Consider the following 15,311-nt stretch of genomic DNA (forward strand, 5'->3'; position numbering starts at 1 on the left):
GGACATTCTAGGTGGAGCGGGGAAGGGCGCGGGAGGCTGCCGCTTGGGTCGACTTTGCCGAGTGTGGCCAATACGCAGGGTTGACGTCGTCTTCATTATTCGTTCATATCCATGGTCAGCACCCGCCCACCGTGAAGCAACGCGTGGCTGTCTGCCGGAGTGGGTGCCGCCTGGTCGAAGGCCAACTGCCGTTCGGCGCAGGTGGGGCACACAGGGACGTCGATCCAGGGAGGATCTTCATGCAGTCTGGCCTCATTTCTCATCCGCGCGCCGCAACGGCTGCCAAGGGTCTGTTTCTCGGTGTCATTGCCCTGTGTGTGCTGGCACCGGTCGGCGTTTCAGCCCAGATCGTTCCCACCTGGCGCCAGGAGTACGACAAGCGGCTGAAGTACGGGGACCTTGTCGAACCGCTGAAGGGCGAGATCTTCGGCGAGCAGGTCAACCTCTATGACGGCTCGATCAGCTTCAAGGCCACGGATATTTCGATTCCAGGCAATGGCAGTCTGACGATGACCTTGGGCCGCAGCTACAGCGATGACGATGGCGGCGGAGAGAACTCATTCTCGAATTGGGGCCTGGATATCCCGTCCATGTCCGGCGTCTATGGTGATCTGCCGGAGACCGCGTCTGTCGGCTATTGGGCGCCTGCCGCGCGCTGCAGTACGGTGGCGGCGCCTCCGTCATTAGAGGTCTGGAACCGTCGCAAAACCCAGACCGTCAATTTCAGTCCCACTACATTCTGGGATGGCGTGCGACTCTCTCTACCGGGTGGTGGCAGTGAGCCGGTGCTGGGAGGCAGCGGAGATGCGCGCCAGCCGCAGCCACAGTTTGGCGAACCGGCGCCTTGGAATACCAAGGGCGGCTGGACGTTCAGTTGCCTGACCGCCCTGAAGAGCGGACAGCCGGGACAAGGCTTCCTTGGTCATGCGCCGGACGGTACCAAGTACTACTTCGACTGGATGGTCGCCAAGCACCACAACGGTGCAACGCTGCAACCCTACGGGCCAGAAAGCAATGCACTGCTGAATCGAAAGCGTGTGTTCCTGTACCCATCGCAGGTTGTGGATCGCTTCGGCAACTGGGTGCGCTACGAGTGGAGTGGCGACCGGCTGTTGCGCATGGTTGCCAACGATGGCCGCGAGATCAGCCTGGGCTACAACGCGAAAGGACTGATCGCATCCGCAACCGCTGCTGGGCGTACCTGGACTTACGGATACACGGAGGCCGATATCCTGCGGACAGTGACGCTGCCGGACGGAACCCAATGGGTCTACAACCTGCCGCCGCTGTCAGTCACCCACAAGTACGCCGACTATAACGGGCAGAGCATCTGGGAGTACATGGACTACCCGGCCACATGTTCGCGCGTCAACAAGATCGTGCCCAGCGAGATCACCCTGAGCATCCAGCATCCGTCGGGTGCGCTGGGGACGTTCCTGTTCCGGCCGTTCCGCCATGGGCGCAAGAATGTGAAGCTGGATTGCCAGACCTCTGGCGACAATCACCTGTTTGCCGATGGCTGGAACTACACGCCGGTCTACCGTGACGCAATGTCGCTGGTGACCAAGACCATCAGCGGTCCGGGCATGCCCACTGCACAGTGGACCTATCAATACACCAATCTCAATGGTGCTTTCGCCCAGGACCTGGGCGGTCCAGTAATCCCCGTAGGCCAGGCAGAGCCGAAGATCACCACCGAGACGTTGCCCGATGGTGTCGTTCGCGTCTACGAGTTCGGCAAGGAAGTTGCCTACAACGACGGCCTGTTGCTGTCCACGACAACGCGATCGGGCGGCTCGGTCGTGCGCGTTGACCGCAATAACTACTATCCAGATGCCCAGCTGGATGCGGCGCCCTTCCCGAAAGAGGCCGGCAAGGACTTCAAGTACGGTGCGAGCGATCTCAAGGCCCATTACAACCGCCCCGTCCAATCCACTGTGGTGGAACAGGATGGCGTGCAGTTCACCCGCACCGTGCAGGCCTTTGATGCATTTGCGCGCGAAGTCACCGTCGTTGAAGCGAATTCCGCAGGCCAGAGTCGCACCACCAGCACCAGCTACTACGACAATCCTGCGCTATGGGTGAACGGCCAGACAGCGCGCAGTGTGCTCAATGGCATCGAACAGTCCCGCACCGAATTCGATACGGCCAAAGCACTGCCGCTGCGCGCCTACGCATTTGGCCGCCTGGCGCAGCAGGTGACCTATGCAGCCGACGGCACGGTTGCCTCGGTGGCCGATGGCCGTGGAAATACCAGCCATCTATCGGGATGGAAGCGTGGTGTTCCGCAGCAGCTCCGCATGCCGGCCACGCCCGAAGCGCCCAATGGTGCGGTGCGCACGGTTGCCGTCGACGACAACGGTTGGATCACCTCGCTGACCGACGAAACCGGCGCAACCACCAGCTTCAGCTACGACAGCATGGGCAGGCTGCGCAGCCAGCAGTTCCCTGGCGGCGACAGCGTGAACTGGAATGGCGTAACCATGGACCTGCAGCGACTGGGTGGCGCGCAGCTGGGGGTGCCCGCCGGCGCATGGAAGCACTCGCGCACGCAGGGCGGGCGGCGTACGGATACCTACCTGGATGCGATGTTCCGCCCGGTGCTGGTGACCGAGAACGCCAACAACGTGCTGGACAGCGCCGTGGTGACCCGCTACGACACCAGCGGCAAGACCGTGTTTGCCTCGTATCCCACGCGGCAGCTCTCCGATATCAATGCCGCCCTGACCGGCACCACGACGCAGTACGACGCGTTGGGCCGCCCCACCGTGGTCAGTCAATCGTCCGAGCTTGGGGCACTGGTTACCCGCACCGAGTACGTGGGCAACCTGTCGGTGAAGGTGACCAACCCCCGCGGCCAGGCCACGACGACCCGTCATCTTGCCTACGACCAGCCCAGCTACGAGATGCCGCTGACGCTGCAGCACCCGGAAGGCGTGGTGACCGAGATCCAGCGCGACACGCTGGGCAAGCCGCTGGCGATCACCCGCCGCAATGCAGACGGCAGCCAGTCGCTCACCCGCCGCTACGTCTATGACGGCTACCAGCAGCTGTGCAAGACCATCGAGCCGGAAACCGGTGCGACCGTGCAGGACTACGACGCGGCAGGCAACGTGCTGTGGTCGGCGGCCGGCACGGGTTTGACCAGCACCACCGACTGCAACCGAAGTGAAGCCCTGGCCAGCGGACGTGCGGTGAAGCGTAGTTACGACGCCGCCAACCGCTTGTCGTCCCTGATCTTCCCGGATGGGCGCGGAAATCAGAACTGGTCCTACGCGCCTGATGGTCTGCCGGCCGAGATCAGCACGCAGAACGATCCGGCCCGGCCGATGGTCGTCAACCGCTACCAGTACAACCGCCGCCGCCTGCTCAGCGGCGAAACCCTGCAGCATCCGGATCTGGGAAGCCTGAGCCTGGTATATGGCTACGATGCCAACGGCACGCTGGCCAGCAATACCTATCCGGGTGGGCGTGTGGTCAGCTATGCGCCGGATGCACTGGGTCGGGCGACGACGGTCGGCGGCTATGCAAAGGAGGCCAGTTACTTCGCCAGCGGCGCGTTGGCCCGCTTCGTCTATGGCAACGGGATCGTGCACACGTTGACCCAGAATGCCCGAGGGCTGCCCGACCGCAGCCGCGATGCCACCGCAGCGGCCGCAGTGCTGGATGACAGCTACGACTACGATGCCGGCGGCAACGTGATGGCCATTTCCGATGGCCTGCCCGGGGCGCCCGGCAACCGGGACATGACCTATGACGGCCTGGACCGGTTGCGGACGGTCACTGCGCCGGGCTTCGGCAACGCGTTGTATGAGTACGACGCGCTGGACAACCTGCGCCGTGCCAAGGTCGGCAGTCGCGATCGTACGCACTACTTCGATCCGACCAATCGGCTGGTCAACGTGATCGAAACCGGAACCGGGGCGACCGTGACCGGTCTTGGCTATGACGTGCAGGGCAATCTTTCGGTGCGCAATGGTCAGGCTTTCGCGTTTGACTACGGCAACCGGCTGCGCGCGGCCGGAACAGCAGAGAGCTACGAGTACGACGCCCACGGTCGCCGGGTGAAGGCTGGTGCCAGTGGCAAGGGGGCAATCTACTCGTTCTACGACAACGGCGGCGTGCTGCGATTCCAGCGCAACGAACGTACCGGCAAGCAGACCGACTATCTCTACCTGTCAGGCAGTTTGGTTTCCCAGGTGCATGGCGAAGCGGCACCCAGCGTTCCCGCGCTGAGTGCGCCGGGCTACATCACCCAGGGCAGCGTGAACCTGACCTGGAGCCCGGCCGGCGGTGCCAACCGCTATGAGTTGCAGCGTGCCCTTGCGGGCACCTGGAGCACGGTCTTCGATGGCGCGGCGCAATCGTTCACCAGCACCGGCCTGGTCACGGGGACCTATCAATTCCGGGTGCGCGGCTGCCGGGCGGTGTGCGGCGGATGGAGCAATGTCGCGTCAGTGGCCGTGGCATTGGCGCCATCCACCGTGCCGACCTTGAACCTGCCTGCCACGGCCTTCAACGGCAGCTACAACGTGGCTTGGTCTGCGGCTTCCGGTGCCGAGCGCTATGAGCTGGAGGAAAGCGCCAATGGTGGCGCCTGGGTCCAGGTGCATAACGCCATCGGTCAGTCCAAGGCCTTCAGTGGCAAGGCAGCGGGAAGCTACAACTACCGGGTTCGCGCATGTAACCCGGTGGGGTGCACGGGATACAGCGCCACGGCTGCGGTGACGGTCGTATATCCGCCTGCCACTGCGCCCGGACTCTCTGCGCCGGCACGCGCTGCGCCGGGCAGTATTGGTATTGGCTGGAACGGGGTGGCTGGTGCCACGCGTTACACCTTGCAGGAGAGCAGCAATGGTGGCGGATGGGTCACGCTGTTCGACGGCAACGCAGGTTCCTATGCCACCGCTGCGCGCGGTGCGGGCAACTATGGCTATCGGGTTGCCGCCTGCAATGGCGCAGGCTGCGGGCCGTGGTCGGCCACGTCGACGGTAGCGGTGATCGGGCCGCCGACGATCGAGCCGGTGATCAGCGCGCCGGGCCTGGTGAACGTGCCGCAGTACAGCCTGAGCTGGTCGGTGCCGACCAACAGCGAGAGCTTCGTGCTGGAGGAGAGTGCCAACGGTGGTGGCTGGACGGTGGTGCATAACGGCGGCGGGAACAGCTTTGGTGCCAGCCGTGGTAATGGCAGCTATGCCTATCGCGTGAGGGCGTGCAATTTCGCGGGGTGCAGTCCCTATTCGGGCATCGCCAGTGTCTCCGTCGTGCTTCCTCCCGCGGCCACTCAGATCTACGTGGCGGAGTGGCTCAGCACGCGCAAGGCGCCCTATCAGGTGCAGTGCAGCGTCGGCTGGCGCGCGGTTCCGGGGGCAACGGAGTATCAGCTGGAGCCTTCCGGAGCTGGACGGCGCCTGTACACCGGCCCCAAGACCTATGTGCAGTCGAGCGGCGGGACCTACTGCGCCAGTCTCTACATTGTCAGGGCCTGCAACGCCGGTGGTTGTTCGGCATGGTCCGCAGACTTCCCCGTCACCCGTGGCGTATTGAACTGGGACTAAGCCATGAATGGACTCTGTTCGCTGTTGATTCGGGCGGTACTCGCGGTGGTGGTGCTGGCGGCCTGTGTGGCTCCGGCGGTCGCACAGGAAGTCGTCGAGTACATCCACACTGATGCACTGGGTTCACCGGTGGCGATCACCGATGCCAGCGGAAACGTCATCGAGCGTACGGTGTATGAGCCGTATGGGGCGGTGGTGAATCGGCCGTTGAAGGATGGGCCGGGGTATACGGGGCATGTGACGGACTCGGGCACGGGGCTGAGTTACATGCAGCAGCGGTACTATGATGTGGAGACTGGGGCATTTCTATCCGCCGATCCAATAGCTTCATCAGTGGCTGCTTTTGGGCGCTACGCGTATGCGCTGGGGAACCCGTATCGGTTCCTTGATCCGGATGGAAGGCAGCCCAAGGATGCTCGGCAGGCTATTACTGGGAGCAAAATAAAAAACAATGGCATTGCGGCCGGGGTAAGAGTGGCGGCAATCGGAGGGGCTCTCCCGTCTGGCTTTACAAAGGAAAATGCACAGGCTCGGTATGATGCTATGAAGGGTGTTGTTGATGCTACGAAGGAAAAGATGGAGTCAATTCCGAACGCGAATTCAGACAACGCTGCCAAGATTTTTTCAAAGGTTTATCAGAAGTACTCTGTTAGATTTGGATGGGAAGTGAGTGCGGAAATCGTGATGAAGAATAGCGGTGCCTTTCACCTTTCCGATATTGGGATATCCAGTCAGGTTCGTGACGTGGACTGGCTGGGTGGGACTGCCGGTAGGCCTCTCGTAGGGGGGATCAATATCCACACGCATCCAGCATTGGACGGATACAAGCGTGCCTACTCGCCATTCTCTTATTGGGATGTGGAAACGTACAAGAAAACAAATTCGATCAATTACGTTTCGGACCCGTCGGGTGTCTATAGGCTGAACAAGGATGGTGTGTCGGAGGTTGTGAAATGAGAATAAATTATCAGCTTTTCGTGGCCTTCTTCTTGGCGATTTTCGTGGTCGGTTGCGGTGATCAGGAAAGACGGCAGATGCCGCTCGCAAAGGATTGTGGGATCGGTCAGAAACCAGTTTGCCGAGTCAGCTTCCGGGCGCTGGCTTCGACCCCCCGTCTATTCGATGGGAAATCGATACGCGTGGAGGGCTATCTCGGAGTTAGTCGGGGGCTCTTTGTATTGAACTCCAGCAAGGAGCTGTTCGAAGCTGGAGTGACTGATGAGACCCAAGTTCGCATCAAGGGCCCAATAGATCTCCAGCGTGACGTGTTTAATCGGTATGCCTATTCGTGGGTATCAGTGACTGGAGAGTTCAGGCTTAGGAAGACGGACGGGTCGACGGATGATCTTCTTCTCGGCGAAATGCATGCCCCGCTTGACGTTCAGTCGTTGAGGGTCCCAGGTCCGATTCCAAGAGCGACTTTCGGAGACGTGTCCGTTGATCTCGAAGATCTGAAGTGAGTTTCAAGTATCAATCGCGGCTCCCATGAAGCGGTTCGTGATAACAGGGATTCTTCTGCTGGTGTCCGAGGCGGGTGCCGACAGGTCACTACATACCTCTGCAGATGATGTTTAAGGTCGACGTGCAGTGGGGCAGCATGGGCAACCACGGGAAGGACAACGCCACGGCTTCCATTGCGAACTGATCGATCACGTCGATAGGCTTTGTGGGAATTTCCTCTTGGTTGATGAATATGAGGTTTCGCATTGAGCGCTATCGATGAAAAGAATCTCGTTTTAGCCTGTCTGCGGAGACTGTTGGAATCCGAGCCTGCTTCCGTGGAACAGGCGTCTGGCTGGTGCCAGAGGGCGGAATTTATCAAGGACGTGCTTCGGTAAATTTCGTATGAAATCGGGGTTCCTCACGTGATATGGCACTATCTTGATGACGCCGATATCCGTATTCGCGATCCCCGCTATGCCGAAGCACAGGTGTTGGCCGTTAGGCAGAGTATTGATGAGTGGGCTTGAGTGCAGTCAGAGAAGCCATGAACAATAAATGTTGCTTGCCAGACTTCATTGCGGCATCCCTCTCGGATGCTACCCCTCCGGATCTCCCTCTTCTCCGGGAAGACTGGGCGGGGATGGCGTTTGATCGCAACCTGTATGAGGATTTTGCTCCGAATGATGTTTGGGTGGCGTGGCTGAAAGTACTTTCGGAGCACTTTGCAGATATCGCGATGTGCGCGGTTCCATGTTCCGAGTGCTCCGACGGGGGGAGCCCCGTGGAAATTGAGCGAGGTCTGGATGGCCTGCGCTCCTACTGGCTGGCAGATGGGAACTTCATGCGTGATCATTTTTTGTTCTCGCGTAATAGTCGCTGGGTTGTAAAGCTGGATCAGGACGTGACGTTGTTTGCGGGAGATGTCACTTTCCTTGCGGATGTTGTCGCGCGACTTGGTGGTGTAGAGCATGTCGAGAAGATGATGCGACGGGACCTGATTGGTACAGCTGAGGACGTTGTTGGCCTCGGTGGGTACGTCAAGGGGCTTCTTGCGCCCTTGAACGCATCGACTCCATAGCTGATTGCTGCGTAGAAGATTGGGCGTGCAGGTGCTATGTGATGGAGTAGCTTCAAAGGGCCTGCAACGCCGGTGGTTGTTCGGCATGCTCCGCAGGCTTTCCCGTCACCCGCGGCGTATTGAATTGGGACTAAGCCATGAATGGCTCTGTTCGCTGTTGATTCGGGTGGTACTCGCGGTTGGGGGTGCTCGTGGCTTGTGTGGCTCCGGCAGTCGCACAGGAATCCGTTTCCATGTTCGGAGGCTGCAAGAGATGGCGAAATGCAAGCTGGATGCTGAGTATTCAACCGCGTGGAGTGGTCGAATCCAATCATGCCTGGCTGCTGTGGTTCTTTCGCTGGGGTTGCAGGGTTGTGATTGGTTGTCGGATCCGGTGATTGTTGTAAAGAATGTTGGAAGGGACGTGATTTATGGCGTCAGCTTGGAGGTTGGTGGTGATGTGGTAGGCGTAGAATCAATTCCTGTCGGTGAAAGTAGGGTTGTGAAGCCTGAGGTCGCTACTGATTCCTCACTTCTTGTAACTTACTACGAGAGCAGTGTCCGCGTGGTTTGCCATGGGGATGTGTATTTTACGAATAATCTCTACGTCAAGATTGGGGTGGATGTGGGTGGAGGGGTTTGCCGTATTGCAGAAATTGCGGATTGATTTGATCTGCGGAGCGTGTTTGACGAGTTTTTATAGCGGGGCGCCAGGGTGAAGAGCGATGAAAAGCCTTGTTGAAAGCTTCCCCATTTTGGCTTCCATTATTCTAGGCGCCATGTGGATAAACGCATTTGCGGCTCACAGGATGTTGCTTAAAATCGAGCGTGAACGGCCGGAAGTACTCGCTGCAGTCGGAATCATCAAGGTTGATTGGTGGCTTAGGTGCTTGCGCGGTATTGCAGTGCTTGCCCTTACTTCCAAAGGGCAGACGCTCCATCAGGGGGAACGGTGGGTGTTGAGGGGCGTCGTGATGATGTACGTCTTCTTGATTGCCTCCGGGGTATCCATGCTTGTCGGCATGTAGGGGGCGGCGCCTCAAGGCTGTTGATGGTGGATGGATCGGCATTACGGTGAGATTGCCCATTCCTGGCATCACTCGGTGTTTCCAGGTCACACCTCTGCTTGCTTGCGTCCAGCGCGCAATAAAAAACGCCGCAGTTTCCTGCGGCGTTCTCATGCTTTCCCGATTCTGGCGAATCTTCACCCCAGCAGCTTTCGCACCTTCGTCAATGCCGTCATGAACCGCTCGATCTCGGCGTGCGTGTTATAGAACGCCAGCGAGGCACGGCAGGTAGCGGCAACGCCAAAGTACTGCAGCAGCGGATGCGCGCAGTGCTGGCCCGAGCGCACGGCCACGCCTTCCAGGTCGAGCAGGGTCGCCAGGTCGTGCGCATGCGCGCCATCGATCAGGAAAGAGACCACCGCAGCCTTCTCCGGCGCTTCGCCGATGATGCGCAGGCCGTCGACGCGGCGCAGCTCTTCGGTGAAGTGCGCCAGCAGTTCGGCTTCGCGGGCTTCCACGTTCTCCTGGCCAAGCTGCTGCAGGTAGTCGGCAGCCACACCCAGGCCGATGAAACCGGCGATGTTCGGGGTGCCGGCTTCGAACTTGTGCGGGGCATCGTTGAACACGGTGCCGTCGAAGCTGACTTCCTTGATCATCTCGCCGCCGCCGAGGAACGGCGGCATCGCATCCAGATGCTCGCGACGGGCCCACAGCGCACCGGTGCCGGTCGGGCCGCACATCTTGTGGCCGGTAATGGCGTAGAAATCGCAGCCGATCGCAGCGACGTCGACCTTGCGGTGCGGCACCGCCTGCGAGCCATCGACCACGGTGATGATGCCGCGCTTGCGCGCTTCGCGGCAGATCTCGCGCACCGGGTTGACCGTGCCCAGCACGTTGGAGACATGGGTGACCGCCAGCAGCTTGACTTCTGGGGTCATCGCCGCGCGCAGCGCATCCAGATCGAGTGCGCCGTCGGGCGTGATCTCGGCCACCCGGATGGTGGCGCCGGTGCGCTGCGCGACCAGCTGCCACGGCACGATGTTGGCGTGGTGCTCCATGCGCGTGATCAGGATCACGTCGCCGGCCTTCAATCGCGGCAGCGCCCACGAGTAGGCCACCAGGTTGATGGCGAAGGTGGTGCCGCTGCACAGCACCAGGTCGCTGGGCCGCACGTTGAGGAAGCGCGCCAGCTTGTTGCGTGCGCCTTCGTAGGCATCGGTGGCTTCGCTGCCCAGTGCATGCACCGCGCGGCTGACGTTGGCGTTATAGCGACGGTAGAACTCATCCACCGCGCCTATCACCTGCACCGGCTTCTGGCCGGTGTTGGCGTTGTCGAAATAGACCAGCGGCTTGCCGTGCACTTCACGCATCAGCAGCGGGAAGTCGAGACGGACGCGGTCCCAGTCGGGGGCGCCGGTGCGTTCTTCGATCGGTCGCGGCGTGGACAGGTTCATGCGACACCCGCCTCGGCCAGCGCCTTGTCCAGGCGGCGTGCCAGCTGCGCACGCAGCGCATCGGGCAGAATCTTCAGCGGCTCGTGGCAGAACGCGGCGCTCAGCAGTGCCTGCGCCTGTGCCTGCGGCAGGCCGCGCGAGCGCAGGTAGAACAGCGCATTGGCATCGAGCTGGCCGACGGTCGCGCCGTGCGCGGCCTTCACTTCATCGGCGTCGATCACCAGCGTCGGCTGGGTGTCGATCTCGGCATCGGCCGACAGCAGCAGGTTCTTGTTGGACAGGTTCGCGTCGGTGCCATCGGCGCCTTCGCGGATCTGGATGCCACCATGGAACACCACGCGGCTGCGGTTGGCGGCGACGCCGCGCCACAGCAGTTCGCAGGCGGTATCGCGTGCGATGTGGTCGATGCCCAGGCGGGTTTCGACGTGGCGGCGGCCATTGCCAAGCAGCACGCCGTTGGCGGTCAGCTGGGCATTGTCGCCTTCCAGGCGCACGTTCAGTTCATGGCGGCTGAGCGCGGCGCCCAGTTCCAGGTCGACGCGGTGGTACTGCGCGTCGCGGGCCAGCACCGCGTCGGTGCGCAGGAAGCTGGTCTGGCGCGCGCTGCCTGCCTGCACGCGGGCGTGCTTGAGCACGGCATCACGGGCGACGTGGGCATGCAGCACGGTGTTGTCCAGGTGGGCGGAGTCACCCACGCTGAAGCGATGCTCGACCACGCCCAGGCTGGCGCCGGCACGCAGTTCGATCAGGTGACGGTGGTGCCAGGCCAGGTCGGTGTCGCCGGCGACGCTGGCGAATACCAGCTGCAGCGGCGTTTCGACCTGCACGCCTTCATCCACGCGCAGCACCGCGCCTTCATCGGCAAGCGCAGCGTTGAGGCGGGAGAAGATCTCTTCGCTGCGCTCGTAGCGACGGCCAAGGAAACGCACGGCGTCTTCGCCGGAGGCCAGTGCGGCCGACAGCGGCTGCAGCTGCACGCCGGCCGGCAGCGCCTGCACGTCGCTCAGCGCGGCATCCAGGCGGCCGTTGACGAACACCAGGCGCGGTGCCGGGATGTCCTCCAGCAGCGCGGCATCCAGCGCCGGGCCCTGCAGTGGTGCAGCCGCGAACGCACGGCGCTCCAGCTGGCGCAGCGAGGTGTACTTCCAGGCTTCGTTGCGGGCGGCCGGCAGGCCGTCGCGCAGGGCCGCGTCCAGCACTTCGCGGCGCGCATCGCTGCCGCAGAAGGCCTGGGCCATCGAATCAAGCAGGGCGCTCATCAGACCGCCGCCTCGGGCACGACCCGGTCCTTCAGGAAATCATAGCCGTGCGCTTCCAGTTCCAGGGCCAGCTCCGGGCCGCCACTCTTGACGATGCGGCCATCGGCCAGCACGTGCACCACGTCCGGCTTGATGTAGTCCAGCAGGCGCTGGTAGTGGGTGATGACCAGGAACGAACGGTCGGCGGCGCGCAGTGCATTGACACCATCGGCCACGCTCTTCAGCGCATCGATGTCCAGGCCCGAGTCGGTTTCGTCCAGGATCGCCAGCTTCGGTTCGAGCACGGCCAGCTGGAAGATCTCGTTGCGCTTCTTCTCGCCGCCGGAGAAGCCTTCGTTGACGCCACGGTGCAGCAGTTCGTCCTTCAGGTGCAGCACGGCCAGCTTCTGGCGCACCAGCTTGAGGAACTGCATGGAATCGAGTTCTTCCTCACCGCGCGCCTTGCGCTGGGCGTTCAGTGCCGCGCGCAGGAAGTAGGTGTTGTTCACGCCCGGGATTTCCACCGGGTACTGGAACGCCAGGAACAGGCCGGCGGCGGCGCGCGCTTCCGGGTCCTGCTCCAGCAGGTCGACGCCGTCGAACTGCACGCTGCCTCCGGTCACTTCGTAGCCGTCGCGGCCGGCCAGGACATTGCCCAGGGTGGACTTGCCGGCGCCGTTCGGGCCCATGATGGCGTGCACCTGGCCCGGCTGGACGTCCAGCGACAGGCCCTTGAGGATTTCCTTGTCGCCGATGCGGGCGTGGAGGTTTTCGATCTTCAGCATGGTGGGGGTTTCCGTGGGGCGGGCCGCGGCCCGCCGGTAAAGAGAATGCGTTTGCGAGGGGCAGGGGCGGGCGGTCAGCCCACCGAACCTTCCAGCGAGACTTCCAGCAGCTTCTTGGCTTCCACCGCGAACTCCATCGGCAGTTCGCGGAACACCTGCTTGCAGAAGCCGTCGACGATCATCGACACCGCGTCTTCCTGGCTGATGCCACGGGCGCGGCAGTAGAACAGCTGGTCGTCGGAAATCTTCGAGGTGGTGGCCTCGTGCTCGACGGTGGCGCCCGGGTTCTTCACCTCGATGTAGGGGAAGGTGTGCGCGCCACACTGCTTGCCGATCAGCAGCGAATCGCACTGGGTGTAGTTGCGCGCGCCATCGGCATTGCGGTCCACACGTACCAGGCCGCGGTAGGTGTTCTGGCCGCGGCCGGCACTGATGCCCTTGCTGACGATCTTGCTCTTGGTGCGCTTGCCGACGTGGATCATCTTGGTGCCGGTGTCGGCCTGCTGGCGGTGATGGGTCAGCGCCACGGAGTGGAACTCACCGACCGAGTCGTCGCCCAGCAGCACGCAGGACGGGTACTTCCAGGTGATCGCCGAGCCGGTTTCGACCTGGGTCCAGGTGACCTTGCTGCGCGCACCACGGCACTCGGCACGCTTGGTGACGAAGTTGTAGATGCCGCCGACGCCGTTCTCGTCGCCCGGGTACCAGTTCTGCACGGTGGAGTACTTGATCTCCGCGTCTTCCAGCGCGACCAGCTCGACCACCGCAGCGTGCAGCTGGTTCTCGTCGCGCATCGGCGCGGTGCAGCCTTCCAGGTAGGACACGTAGGCCTTGTCCTCGCACACGATCAGGGTGCGCTCGAACTGGCCGGTGTGGCCGGCATTGATGCGGAAGTAGGTGCTCAGTTCCATCGGGCAGCGAACGCCTTTGGGAATGAACACGAAGCTGCCATCGGAGAACACCGCCGAGTTGAGCGCGGCGAAGTAGTTGTCGCCCACCGGCACCACGGTGCCCAGGTACTGGCGGACCAGTTCCGGGTGTTCCTTGATGGCCTCGGACATCGAGCAGAAAATGATGCCCTTCTCGGCCAGTTCCTTGCGGAACGTGGTGCCGACGGACACCGAGTCGAACACCGCGTCCACCGCCACGCCGGCCAGCTTGGCACGCTCGTGCAGCGGCACGCCCAGCTTGTCGTAGGTGTCCAGCAGTTCCTTCGGCACGTCATCCAGCGAGGCGTACTTCGGGCCCTTCGGCGCGGAGTAGTAGCTGAGCGCCTGCAGGTCGATCGGCGCGATCTCCAGCTTGGCCCAGTCCGGCATCGGCATGGTCAGGAAGTGGCGGTAGGCGTCCAGGCGCCACTGCGTCATCCACTCCGGCTCTTCCTTCTTGGCCGACAGGGCACGGATGGTGTCCTCGTCCAGGCCCGGCGGCAGGGAGTCCGATTCGATCTCGGTGATGAAGCCGGCCGAATACTTGCGGCCGAGCTGCTCGTGGATCTCGCGGTTGGGGGTGTCGTCGTGGGCGACGTTTTCGATGGTTTCGGTGGCCATGGGGGGCTGCCTACGGATCAGGAGACGACGTCGACAGCGATGGTGCGGCGCTGTTCGTCATCGGCAAGGGGGAGAGGGGGCAGGATCTGCGCAAGGGTGACATCGCGCAGGGCCTCGGAAACCACGTCGTTGATCAGCCGCCAGCTGCTGCGCGCGCCGCACTTGGGCGCCATGCCGCACTGATGGTGGTCGTGGCTGCATTCGGTCAGGGCCAGCGGCCCTTCCATCGCTTCGACCACTTCGAACAGCGAGATCTCGATAGCCGGGCGGGTCAGGCGATAGCCGCCACGGACGCCGCGCAGGCCTTCAACCAGGCCGGCCTGGGCCAGCGGCTTGAGCACCTTGCTGACGGTGGGCGGCTCCAGACCGGTGAATTCGGCCAGCTCGGTGGCACTGAGCACCTCGCCCGGACGGGCGGCGAGCACGGTCAGCACGACGGTGGCGTAATCGGTGAGTTTGGTGACGCGCAACATGGGGATGCGAGTGGTTCTTAAAGCGGACTGAAATTGTACGCTTTTATTCGCCGCCATCCAACCCGGGCATTCCAGGCATTCAGCCGGCGCTGGGGCCGGGCCGGGAGGACACACCGGGGCCGTTGCCAGGGCGCAATGCTGCGCCAACGGGGTGATTTTCGCAATCACCCGGAATGGGCGAGAATCCCTGTTCCATTCGCTGCAAACAGCCCGTGCCGATGCCGAAGAAGATCCAAGCCCGCAAGTCCGCCATCCATGGCAACGGCGTGTTCGCCGTGGCCCCGATCAAGCAGGGCGAGCGCGTGATCCAGTACAAGGGCCTGCTGCGCAGCCACGGCGACGTTGATGCCGATGACAGCGGCGACGTCGAAAGTGGCCATACCTTCCTGTTCACCCTCAACGACGACTGGGTGATCGATGCCAACTACAAGGGCAATGACGCGCGCTGGATCAACCACAGCTGCGACCCGAACTGCGAGGCGGTGATCGAGGAAGACGAGGACGGCGACAGCCGCGGCGACAAGGTGTTCATCGAGGCGCTGCGCGATATCAAGGCCGGCGAAGAGTTGACCTACAACTACGGCATCACCCTGGCCGAGCGTCACACCGCCAAGCTGAAGAAGATCTGGGAGTGCCGCTGCGGCTCGCCCAAGTGCACCGGCACCATGCTGCAGCCCAAGCGCTGACCCGCAGCGGGTGAAGCTACCGCTGGCCTACACACATGTGAAAAGGCGCGTACCAGCGGC

Annotated in this window: 11 protein-coding genes; 6 read left to right on the forward strand and 5 right to left on the reverse strand. The window is 62.4% G+C overall.

Translation table 11 applies throughout. The annotated features are described in order from the left end of the window. Positions 1 to 239: 239 nt before the first annotated feature. From ACZK45_RS05100 to ACZK45_RS05120, 5 genes are all read left to right on the forward strand, one after another. Positions 240 to 5,558: a wall-associated protein gene (locus ACZK45_RS05100; RefSeq protein WP_478445541.1), complete on the forward strand. Its 5,319-nt coding sequence runs from the start codon at positions 240 to 242 to the stop codon at positions 5,556 to 5,558. A gap of 3 nt (positions 5,559 to 5,561) precedes the next feature. Then, positions 5,562 to 6,515: an RHS repeat domain-containing protein gene (locus tag ACZK45_RS05105; RefSeq protein ID WP_478445542.1), complete on the forward strand. Its 954-nt coding sequence runs from the start codon at positions 5,562 to 5,564 to the stop codon at positions 6,513 to 6,515. 1,030 nt (positions 6,516 to 7,545) lie between these two features. Further along, a complete protein-coding gene (locus tag ACZK45_RS05110) occupies positions 7,546 to 8,079 on the forward strand; it encodes a hypothetical protein (protein ID WP_346485940.1) in 534 nt (177 codons plus the stop codon). Between the two features lie 253 nt (positions 8,080 to 8,332). Further along, complete coding sequence (locus ACZK45_RS05115; RefSeq protein ID WP_346485942.1) at positions 8,333 to 8,725, forward strand: hypothetical protein; 393 nt, start codon at positions 8,333 to 8,335, stop codon at positions 8,723 to 8,725. Positions 8,726 to 8,783: 58 nt separating this feature from the next. Then, positions 8,784 to 9,086, forward strand: a complete 303-nt coding sequence (locus tag ACZK45_RS05120) for a hypothetical protein (RefSeq protein WP_346485943.1) — start codon at positions 8,784 to 8,786, stop codon at positions 9,084 to 9,086. 176 nt (positions 9,087 to 9,262) lie between these two features. Here ACZK45_RS05120 and ACZK45_RS05125 read toward each other — a convergent pair whose 3' ends face one another. From ACZK45_RS05125 to ACZK45_RS05145, 5 genes are all read right to left on the reverse strand, one after another. Continuing rightward, positions 9,263 to 10,519: a cysteine desulfurase gene (locus tag ACZK45_RS05125; RefSeq protein ID WP_005408431.1), complete on the reverse strand. Its 1,257-nt coding sequence runs from the start codon at positions 10,517 to 10,519 to the stop codon at positions 9,263 to 9,265. Further along, the gene (sufD, locus tag ACZK45_RS05130) at positions 10,516 to 11,778 is read right to left on the reverse strand and encodes a Fe-S cluster assembly protein SufD (RefSeq protein WP_346485945.1); all 1,263 of its coding nucleotides are present in this window, start codon (positions 11,776 to 11,778) and stop codon (positions 10,516 to 10,518) included. The genes ACZK45_RS05125 and sufD overlap by 4 nt, the downstream gene beginning before the upstream one ends. After that, positions 11,778 to 12,542, reverse strand: coding sequence for a Fe-S cluster assembly ATPase SufC (gene sufC, locus ACZK45_RS05135; RefSeq protein ID WP_171952363.1), 765 nt, complete (start codon positions 12,540 to 12,542; stop codon positions 11,778 to 11,780). The genes sufD and sufC overlap by 1 nt, the downstream gene beginning before the upstream one ends. Before the next feature lie 74 nt (positions 12,543 to 12,616). Beyond that, the gene (gene sufB / locus ACZK45_RS05140; protein ID WP_043396952.1) at positions 12,617 to 14,092 is read right to left on the reverse strand and encodes a Fe-S cluster assembly protein SufB; all 1,476 of its coding nucleotides are present in this window, start codon (positions 14,090 to 14,092) and stop codon (positions 12,617 to 12,619) included. Positions 14,093 to 14,109: 17 nt separating this feature from the next. Next, entirely contained in the window at positions 14,110 to 14,565 is a 456-nt protein-coding gene (locus ACZK45_RS05145; RefSeq protein WP_005408436.1) for an SUF system Fe-S cluster assembly regulator, read from the reverse strand. A 218-nt stretch (positions 14,566 to 14,783) separates the two neighbouring features. On the opposite strand from ACZK45_RS05145, the gene ACZK45_RS05150 reads away from it, so the two are divergent. After that, positions 14,784 to 15,251, forward strand: coding sequence for an SET domain-containing protein (locus ACZK45_RS05150; RefSeq protein ID WP_012479369.1), 468 nt, complete (start codon positions 14,784 to 14,786; stop codon positions 15,249 to 15,251). The last annotated feature ends 60 nt before the right edge of the window (positions 15,252 to 15,311 follow it).

This window comes from Stenotrophomonas sp. 63632_Sma (genome assembly GCF_056482875.1).

What these genes read in the sequence shown, in the direction of transcription:
- ACZK45_RS05120 (WP_346485943.1), top strand. Translation starts at nt 8,784, where the DNA reads ATGAAAAGCCTTGTTGAAAGCTTCCCCATTTTGGCTTCCATTATTCTA.
- sufB (WP_043396952.1), bottom strand. Translation starts at nt 14,092, where the DNA reads ATGGCCACCGAAACCATCGAAAACGTCGCCCACGACGACACCCCCAAC.
- ACZK45_RS05150 (WP_012479369.1), top strand. Translation starts at nt 14,784, where the DNA reads ATGCCGAAGAAGATCCAAGCCCGCAAGTCCGCCATCCATGGCAACGGC.
- ACZK45_RS05105 (WP_478445542.1), top strand. Translation starts at nt 5,562, where the DNA reads ATGAATGGACTCTGTTCGCTGTTGATTCGGGCGGTACTCGCGGTGGTG.
- sufD (WP_346485945.1), bottom strand. Translation starts at nt 11,778, where the DNA reads ATGAGCGCCCTGCTTGATTCGATGGCCCAGGCCTTCTGCGGCAGCGAT.
- ACZK45_RS05145 (WP_005408436.1), bottom strand. Translation starts at nt 14,565, where the DNA reads ATGTTGCGCGTCACCAAACTCACCGATTACGCCACCGTCGTGCTGACC.
- ACZK45_RS05125 (WP_005408431.1), bottom strand. Translation starts at nt 10,519, where the DNA reads ATGAACCTGTCCACGCCGCGACCGATCGAAGAACGCACCGGCGCCCCC.
- ACZK45_RS05100 (WP_478445541.1), top strand. Translation starts at nt 240, where the DNA reads ATGCAGTCTGGCCTCATTTCTCATCCGCGCGCCGCAACGGCTGCCAAG.
- sufC (WP_171952363.1), bottom strand. Translation starts at nt 12,542, where the DNA reads ATGCTGAAGATCGAAAACCTCCACGCCCGCATCGGCGACAAGGAAATC.
- ACZK45_RS05110 (WP_346485940.1), top strand. Translation starts at nt 7,546, where the DNA reads ATGAACAATAAATGTTGCTTGCCAGACTTCATTGCGGCATCCCTCTCG.
- ACZK45_RS05115 (WP_346485942.1), top strand. Translation starts at nt 8,333, where the DNA reads ATGGCGAAATGCAAGCTGGATGCTGAGTATTCAACCGCGTGGAGTGGT.